The 8,264-nt window shown below is 34.5% G+C and carries 11 protein-coding genes; all 11 read left to right on the top strand.

Features of this window, described 5'->3' with window-relative positions; translation table 11 throughout:
- The coding region (locus tag RRB46_RS04710; RefSeq protein WP_311537703.1) for a DUF1492 domain-containing protein at positions 1 to 305 on the top strand (305 nt) is incomplete at its 5' end.
- A gap of 111 nt (positions 306 to 416) precedes the next feature.
- Positions 417 to 773, top strand: a complete 357-nt coding sequence (locus RRB46_RS04705) for an HNH endonuclease (protein WP_311537702.1) — start codon at positions 417 to 419, stop codon at positions 771 to 773.
- A 128-nt stretch (positions 774 to 901) separates the two neighbouring features.
- Entirely contained in the window at positions 902 to 1,474 is a 573-nt protein-coding gene (locus tag RRB46_RS04700; RefSeq protein ID WP_200226310.1) for a P27 family phage terminase small subunit, read from the top strand.
- Positions 1,475 to 1,479: 5 nt separating this feature from the next.
- Positions 1,480 to 2,262 (top strand): S-adenosylmethionine synthetase N-terminal domain-containing protein, encoded by a 783-nt coding sequence (locus RRB46_RS04695; RefSeq protein ID WP_311537701.1) that lies wholly within the window; start codon positions 1,480 to 1,482, stop codon positions 2,260 to 2,262.
- The gene (locus RRB46_RS04690) at positions 2,259 to 3,494 is read left to right on the top strand and encodes a site-specific DNA-methyltransferase (protein WP_311537700.1); all 1,236 of its coding nucleotides are present in this window, start codon (positions 2,259 to 2,261) and stop codon (positions 3,492 to 3,494) included. Before RRB46_RS04695 ends, RRB46_RS04690 begins: the two co-directional genes overlap by 4 nt.
- Positions 3,487 to 4,929, top strand: a complete 1,443-nt coding sequence (gene dcm, locus RRB46_RS04685; protein WP_311537699.1) for a DNA (cytosine-5-)-methyltransferase — start codon at positions 3,487 to 3,489, stop codon at positions 4,927 to 4,929. Before RRB46_RS04690 ends, dcm begins: the two co-directional genes overlap by 8 nt.
- Before the next feature lie 45 nt (positions 4,930 to 4,974).
- Positions 4,975 to 5,199 carry a DUF4314 domain-containing protein gene (locus RRB46_RS04680; protein ID WP_311537698.1) on the top strand — a complete coding sequence of 75 codons (225 nt, stop codon included), beginning with the start codon at positions 4,975 to 4,977 and terminating at the stop codon, positions 5,197 to 5,199.
- Between the two features lie 91 nt (positions 5,200 to 5,290).
- Complete coding sequence (locus tag RRB46_RS04675) at positions 5,291 to 5,596, top strand: hypothetical protein (protein WP_311537697.1); 306 nt, start codon at positions 5,291 to 5,293, stop codon at positions 5,594 to 5,596.
- Positions 5,597 to 5,692: 96 nt separating this feature from the next.
- Positions 5,693 to 5,980 (top strand): transcriptional regulator, encoded by a 288-nt coding sequence (locus RRB46_RS04670; protein ID WP_311537696.1) that lies wholly within the window; start codon positions 5,693 to 5,695, stop codon positions 5,978 to 5,980.
- Positions 5,981 to 6,077: 97 nt separating this feature from the next.
- The gene (locus RRB46_RS04665; protein ID WP_311537695.1) at positions 6,078 to 7,667 is read left to right on the top strand and encodes a terminase TerL endonuclease subunit; all 1,590 of its coding nucleotides are present in this window, start codon (positions 6,078 to 6,080) and stop codon (positions 7,665 to 7,667) included.
- Positions 7,668 to 7,718: 51 nt separating this feature from the next.
- Positions 7,719 to 8,213 (top strand): hypothetical protein, encoded by a 495-nt coding sequence (locus RRB46_RS04660; protein ID WP_311537694.1) that lies wholly within the window; start codon positions 7,719 to 7,721, stop codon positions 8,211 to 8,213.
- Positions 8,214 to 8,264 lie beyond the last annotated feature (51 nt).

Raw genomic sequence — 8,264 nt, 5'->3', positions numbered from 1 at the left:
TATCAGATATGCCTAAGAGTCCTAATAGAGGATCATCAAAACTTGAAGATACTATTGTTAAGATTATAGATCTCCAAGAAGAAATAAATAGGGATATAGATAAGTTGGTGGACTTGAAGAAGGAAATAGCTAATTCAATTTTTGAATTAAAAGATAAAGAGGAACAAACAGTGCTTGAAAAAAGATATCTTTGTTTTAATACTTGGGAGCAGATTGCAGTAGATATGAATTACTCAATTCAGTACTGTTTTAATGTCCATAGAAATGCACTAGGAAAGATTTCTATTCCGATTAAATCTATGTAGTAAAGTTGATAGAATGAGAGTAAGTAGTTGTAGTATAGTTAGAATAGCAAAAGAATAATTAAAAGAGCCTTGGAGATTTAATCTTCAGGGCTTTCTTTATGGAGTGATAAAGTGCCAAGAAAACCTAAGAGACCATGTTCACACCCAGGTTGTCCTGAATTAGTTGAAGGACGATTCTGTAAGAAACATGAGAAAGAATACAACAAAAACTATGAAAAATATAAAAGAGATCCTAAAACTCATAAGCGTTATGGAAAAGCATGGAGACTTATAAGAAAAAGATATGTAGCAGAGCACCCGCTTTGTGAGATGTGTTTAAAAGAAAATAGAATGACAAAGGTAGAGGAAGTACATCACATACTTCCTCTTTCTCGTGGTGGAACTAATGATGAAGATAATCTTATGAGTCTTTGTAAATCTTGTCACTCAAAGATTCATGCAAAGAGTGGAGATAGGTTTGGAGGATAGTTTTCCGTGGGGAGGGGGATGTCAAATCTCTACGACTGATTTCCCTACCAACGGTGCCGCCCTCTCACGCACAAAAAAACGGGTTCAAAGGCCCTATTAAAGAAGATGATGAATTAGGAGGTGATACTATCGCTAAGGACGGAACATACAGAGGTGGTAGAAGAGTAAAAGCAGGAGGTAAACCACAGCCTGCTGCTGAAAAAATAGAAAAAGGTAAAAAAGTAGAAATACTAATGAATGATATTCCAACCTTCACTCCAGAAGAAATAGATGCAGTTGACTTACCAGATGGAGCAGTTCTTGATGGAACGGATATGCCTACACCAAGTGATTATCTATCTGCAAAACAAAAAAATGGTATACCACTTGGTGCTGATGAAATATATAAAGAGACTTGGGGATGGTTAAAACAGAGAAACTGTGAAAACTTAGTAAATCCAAGATTATTAGAATCCTACTCCCAGGCTTTTGCAAGATATATTCAATGTGAAGAGGCAATAAGTCAATTTGGACTTTTAGGAAAGCACCCTACTACTGGTGGAGTTATTGCATCTCCATTTGTACAGATGTCTAGCCAGTTTCAAAAGACGGCCAATCTTCTATGGTACGAGATTTATGACATAGTTAAAGAAAACTGCACGGAAGTATATGAAGACTATGGAGAAGATATGATGGAAAAATTACTAAGGCAGAGGAGGTAATTGTATTGTTTGAAAAAGTAAATCCAAAGCATCCAGATAAAATAGCAGATTGTATTGCTGGTGCAATTGTAGATTTAGCATATAAAGAAAAAGATAATCCTAAAATAGCAGTTGAAGTTTTGCTGGGGCATGGAAATTGTCATGTGATTATAGAAACGGACTGTAATCTAAATAAAAAAGATATTGAAGAAGCAATTCAAAGAATCGCTGGAAAGGTTGATTCAAATATTAAAATCGTAGAACAGGATATTCACCTATCAAATAATCAAAAAGAAAAGATAAGATGTGGTGACAATGGAATCTTTAAGGGAGTGCCTACATCAGATGAAGAAAATAAACTATCTTTAATTGCTCGTGAAATTTATTCTAATTATCCTTACGATGGGAAATACATTCTTGATGGGGATAAACTTATTATTTGTCAGTCAAATATATCTACAAAAATCTTAAAATCAATTTATCCAAGAGCAATTGTAAATCCATTAGGAGATTGGATTGGAGGATATAATGTTGATACTGGAGCAACTAATAGAAAGCTCGGCTCAGACATGGGACGAGCAGTAACAGGTGGAGGTCTTCATGGTAAAGACCTATCCAAGGCCGATGTATCAGTTAATATTTATGCCCACCTAAAGGCACAAGATGAAAATAAAGAGATTGAATTATCCTGTGCAATCGGAGATGAGACCGTTGATGGTAGACCATATTCTGAAATTGTAGAAATTGCTAGAAAATATATTAATTCTATTGGTGGTTTTGAAGAATTTGCTAAGTGGGGGCTAATATGATTACAACAAAAGAAATGAAATTAGTTGATATTGAAAAACTTGTACCCTATGTAAACAATGCAAGAACTCACTCAGCAGACCAGATTAACAAACTACGATCATCAATTAGAGAGTTTGGTTTTATCAATCCTGTAATTATTGATAAGGACTACGGAGTTATTGCAGGTCATGGAAGAATTATGGCAGCCAAGGAAGAAGGTATAAAAGAAGTGCCTTGTGTCTTTGCAGACCATCTAAACGAGGCACAGAAGAAAGCCTATATCCTAGCTGATAACAGAATGGCTCTTGATGCTGGATGGGATGAAGAACTACTAAGGGTAGAAATTGAATCCCTGGAAGATTATGGTTTTAATGTAGAACTTACTGGTTTTTCACCAGATGAATTATCTAATATTTTTGACTTAGGAAATGATACAGAAGATGACGATTTTGATGTAGACAAGGAATTAGAAAAACCTACTTTTTCAAAAGCTGGAGATATATGGACCTTAGGTAAGCACAAACTTGTTTGTGGAGATTCTACAGATGAGACAACCTACGAGAAATTAATGGTAGAATCAAAGGCAAATCTTATCATCACAGACCCGCCATACAATGTAAACTATGAAGGATCAGCTGGAAAAATTAAAAATGATAATATGGAGCAAGGTAAATTCTATGAATTTTTACTAAGCTCCTTTTTAAATATGGAGAAGTTCCTAGCAGATGATGGTTCGATATATGTTTTCCATGCTGATACAGAAGGACTTAATTTTAGAAAGGCATTTCAAGATGCTGGATTTTATTTATCTGGTACTTGTATTTGGAAGAAACAGTCCCTTGTACTTGGAAGAAGTCCATATCAATGGCAACATGAACCAATACTTTATGGCTGGAAGAAAAAAGGAAAACATAACTGGTACACAGGAAGGAAAGAGTCTACCATTTGGGAATTTGATAAACCAAGAAAAAATGGTGACCACCCTACTATGAAACCTATTCCACTTTTATCTTATCCAATTAAAAACTCATCAATGACAAACTCCATTGTACTTGATCCATTTGGTGGAAGTGGAAGTACACTAATAGCTTGTGAACAAACTGAAAGGATTTGTAGGATGATAGAACTTGATGAAAAATTTGTAGATGTAATAGTAAATAGATTTATTGAATTGGTTGGTAGCGATAAAGATGTAAGCCTTTTAAGAAACGGCAAAGAGTACAAATACTCTGAGGTAGTAAAGGATGAATAAAGAACTAAGATTGGGTTCACTATTTGACGGCAGTGGCGGCTTTCCTTTAGCTGCTATTTTTTGTGGGATTAAACCAATATGGGCATCTGAAGTTGAGCCTTTTCCAATAAGAGTTACACAGAAAAATCTGTCTCAAGTTAAACATTTAGGAGATATAAAAGATATCAACGGGTCTGAAATCGAACCTGTTGATATTATCTCCTTTGGCAGTCCTTGCCAAGATTTATCTATTGCTGGTAAAAGGGCGGGACTTGAAGGAGAAAAATCTAACCTTTTTTATGAAGCAATTAGAGTTATAAAAGAAATGAGGTGTAAAAGTAATGGTAAGTATCCAAGATACCTACTATGGGAAAATGTGCCAGGAGCCTTTTCATCAAACAAAGGAGAAGACTTTAGATGCGTCCTTGAAGAAATTACAAGAATTAAGGATTCCACAGTTAAACTTACTCGACCTAAGAAATGGGAAAAAGCGGGAGAAATCCTGGAAGACAATTTTTCCCTTGCTTGGAGAGTCCTTGATGCTAAATACTTCGGAGTACCCCAACGAAGGAGAAGAATCTTCCTTGTCGCAGATCTTGATGGAGGAAGTTCCAGAGAAATATTATTTGAGCAAAAAAGCATGTCAGGGGATACTTCAGAGGGCTGCGAGAAAGGGAAAAGAAATACCAGAGCCATTAAAGAAAGCTTTAATAAAACAATCTGTTTAAATGACCAAGGTGGTCAAAGGATGGACTTTTATTCTGATGAAAGTGGAACCTTGAGAGCAAGTGGAGGAATTGCACCATTCGTTTTTGAAAATCACAGTCAAGACTCAAGGTATAAAGGACCATTAAAAGAAACACAAACACTTGCATCAAACTTAGGACAAGGTGGGAATAACCAACCATTTGTAGTCTACGATATAAGACAAACTTCAGAAAACACTAAAAATGAAAGACATAATATTTACGAGTGTGATGTTTCAAGAACAATTGACACATCTGGGAATACTCCTACAAGAAATCAAGGTGGAGTTGCAATAGTTGAGGATATATACACCATGAGCAAGAATTCTCATTTTACAAAAGCAGACAAGAATATATCGTCTTCTTTAGTTGCTACTGATTATAAAGACCCTCCACTTGTTAACCAGAGACTTGTAAGAAGATTAACGCCAAGAGAATGTGGAAGACTACAAGGATTCCCAGATTACTGGTGTGATAACTTAGAAATAGAAAATCCAACAGATGAGGACTTGGAATTTTGGAGAGAAGTTTTTGATAAGGATGCTGAAATAAAAGGTCTTAAAAAGAAGAAAACAGATAAGCAGATATTAAAATGGCTTAAAAATCCTCATACTGATTCTGCAGAATATAAAATGTGGGGCAATGGTATTGCTCTTCCATGCGCCATATATATTTTTAAAAGCCTTGTAAATACAATAAATAATACTTGATATAAATCAGTATTTGAGCAATATATGTATGTAAGAGGTGATTAGATGATTTCAAGGGAAATTATAGAAAAATTAAAAGAAATTTATCCATCAGGAACAAGAGTTAAATTAATTAAGATGGAGGATGTGCAAGTACCACCAAAAGGAACTCTTGGTACAGTTTATGGTGTTGATGCTATTGGATCGATCCTAGTAAAATGGGATAATGGTTCAACATTAAATGTTATTTTTAGGGAAGATATTATAGAAAAAATATCGGATAAAGGTTGAAAAATAGCCGATATTTAGGTAAAAAATTACTTGACTTATCTTCGATAGTACGGGAATATGTACATAACAAAAAAAGATAAGGAGAATAAAAATGGCATACAAATATATGAAAACACAAGAAGATTTAAATGAGTTAATTGACTCTTCAGCAATTACAATGCTTGGACTTTATGAAGGAGAAAATGGAGACTTAGCTTTTCAAGATTATTTAAAAGACTACCTTGAAGATGACATAATTTACATCACAATGGGAAAAACAATCAATGCACTTTACGAAACTAACCTACCCGAGGACTTAAGGATAGTACGTCTAAAATACAATAAGTTAGGAAGACTTCCAATGATAAGGCTTGAGATTGGAGCAAAGTGGTTTGATGACTTCATAGATAATCTTTAAAAAGATTGAAAAATAGCCGATTTATAGGCATTAAAGACTTGACTAATACTCTCTTATACGGGAATATGTATATAACAAAATCAAAGGAGAGTAACCATGAAAAAAGATATCCTAGAAAGATTAGAAACAGAAGTCAAAGCCTGCAAAAGATACTCAGAAAACTCAATAAAAAAATCAAAAGAAGGAAATATGAGATCAGCATTTAACCTTTTAGATATAGCAGGAACAGCAAAGAAATGTGCAGACCAACTTCATGAAGAACTTTGGAAAGAGTCACAAGGAAATCTAAACGAAGAAGAATTTGAACTTTTTGCAGAATCAGAAATACTAGAAAGAGAACTAAAGAAAGCTTACAAAGAATTAAACATAGCAAGACAAAGATAAAATAAAATTCCAAATAGGGTTTAGGCTCTATTTGTTGTAGTAGAAGTCACAATCATGTGGCTATTTTTTATGCCTGTTTTTAGAGGAAGGAGGTCAAATGAAATATAAACCAAGTAGATTTATGCTTGAAACATCCCGATATGATAAAAACAAAGCAGACTATGCTGTTACCTTCATAGAATGTCTGAAGCATACAAAGGGTAGGTGGGCAGGCAAAGACTTCAAGCTTATTGACTGGCAAGAAGAAATAATAAGAGATTTATTTGGTATTGTAAAAGATACAGGATATCGACAATTTAATACAGCCTATATTGAAATACCAAAGAAGATGGGAAAGTCAGAACTTGCAGCTGCTGTAGCACTCCTCCTTACTTGTGGTGATGGAGAAGAAAGAGCAGAGGTTTATGGGTGTGCTGCTGATAGACAACAAGCAACCATAGTTTTTGATGTTGCAGCTGATATGGTAAGAATGAGTCCTGCCCTTTCTAAAAGAGTAAAAATTTTGGCATCTCAAAAGAGGATGATATATAAGCCGACTAATTCTTTTTACCAAGTTTTATCTGCAGAGGCTTATTCTAAACACGGATTTAATATTCATGGTGTCGTCTTTGACGAACTTCATACTCAGCCAAATAGAAAATTATTTGATGTAATGACAAAAGGGTCTGGAGATGCAAGAACCCAGCCTCTATATTTTCTTATAACAACTGCTGGGACAGATACCAAATCAATCTGCTATGAGACGCATCAAAAGGCAGTCGACATACTTGAAGGCAGGAAAACGGATCCAACTTTTTATCCTGTAATCTATGGAGCAGACAGGGAAGATGATTGGACAGATGAAAAAGTATGGCATAAGGCAAATCCGTCTCTTGGAATTACAGTTCCTATAGAAAAAGTAAGACAAGCCTGTGAATCGGCTAAACAAAATCCAACTGAAGAGAATGCTTTTAGACAACTAAGACTTAATCAATGGGTCAAACAAGCAATCAGGTGGATGCCTATGGAAAAATGGGACTTGTGTAACTTTGCTGTTAATGAAGAAGAATTAAAAGGTAGAGTTTGCTATGGTGGTCTTGACCTTTCATCTACAACAGATATTACAGCCTTTGTTTTAGTATTTCCTCCAATAGACGAAGATGATAAATATCAAATATTACCTTACTTTTGGTTGCCAGAAGATAACCTCGACCTAAGAGTAAAAAGAGACCATGTAAACTATGACCTATGGAAAAAACAAGGCTATATTATGACAACAGAAGGAAATGTAGTACATTATGGTTTTATAGAAAAATTTATAGAAGACTTAGGTGAAATATATAATATTCGAGAAATTGCCTTTGACAGATGGGGAGCTGTTCAGATGGTTCAAAACTTAGAAGGTATGGGTTTTACAGTAGTTCCCTTTGGTCAAGGATTTAAAGATATGTCTCCGCCAACAAAAGAATTAATGAAACTAACTCTCGAAAGAAAAATAGCCCATGGAGGTCATCCAGTTCTTAGATGGATGATGGACAATATTTTTATTCGCACAGATCCTGCTGGGAACATAAAGGCAGATAAGGAAAAATCCACAGAAAAGATAGATGGAGTTATTGCTACAATCATGGCTCTTGATAGGGCTATAAGGTGTGGGAATGATACAAGTGAATCAGTTTATGATGACAGGGGACTTATAGTAATTTAAGAGTAAAATGGGTATTAAATTATTAATAATAAATAACTAGGAGAAATCGATATGGCCGGTATGGGATGTTATATTTGCAGAAATATATTGAGAGATCATGATGGTAGCATTGTATTTGATGTTTACACAAAAGAGGAATTGCAAGATTTTAACAGAAAATATTTGAATCAAGAGAATCCAAAGCTTGAGGATATAGTTTTTCATGAGGATTATGAACTGTTTAATGATTACTTTTGGAAATGCGATAGATGTCAGTCTGTATATTTATGGGATGGGGAAGATCCATCTAATCCAAATAAATGCAGAGTGTACAGTATGATAGATATCTCTAAAAGAAGTATTACATTGGATCAAGTTAAACAACTAGAGGAAATTCTAATTATAAATCTTAATGACAACACCGATGACCTTTATGTATCTGATTTATTTTTAAGAAATCCTTTCAGACCATATAAGTACTATGTTTCAGACGATCATAATTACGTATACATTGTGAATACAGATATGGATACTATCGATAGAATTTATAAATATAGAGAAGATTAAATCAAACAAATATTACAATAAAGGTTAAACATCTACATCTGTAGGTGCTTT

The organism is uncultured Anaerococcus sp. (genome assembly GCF_963512375.1).
Classification (GTDB): domain Bacteria; phylum Bacillota; class Clostridia; order Tissierellales; family Peptoniphilaceae; genus Anaerococcus.
The sequence above is the reverse complement of the archived record's forward strand: the minus strand, read 5'-3'. Positions and strand labels throughout refer to the sequence as shown.

Bases quoted from the DNA above. Each gene is read 5' to 3' on its own strand.
- RRB46_RS04675 (WP_311537697.1), top strand. From the start codon at position 5,291: ATGGCATACAAATATATGAAAACACAAGAAGATTTAAATGAGTTAATT.
- RRB46_RS04690 (WP_311537700.1), top strand. From the start codon at position 2,259: ATGATTACAACAAAAGAAATGAAATTAGTTGATATTGAAAAACTTGTA.
- RRB46_RS04670 (WP_311537696.1), top strand. From the start codon at position 5,693: ATGAAAAAAGATATCCTAGAAAGATTAGAAACAGAAGTCAAAGCCTGC.
- dcm (WP_311537699.1), top strand. From the start codon at position 3,487: ATGAATAAAGAACTAAGATTGGGTTCACTATTTGACGGCAGTGGCGGC.
- RRB46_RS04680 (WP_311537698.1), top strand. From the start codon at position 4,975: ATGATTTCAAGGGAAATTATAGAAAAATTAAAAGAAATTTATCCATCA.
- RRB46_RS04660 (WP_311537694.1), top strand. From the start codon at position 7,719: ATGGCCGGTATGGGATGTTATATTTGCAGAAATATATTGAGAGATCAT.
- RRB46_RS04665 (WP_311537695.1), top strand. From the start codon at position 6,078: ATGAAATATAAACCAAGTAGATTTATGCTTGAAACATCCCGATATGAT.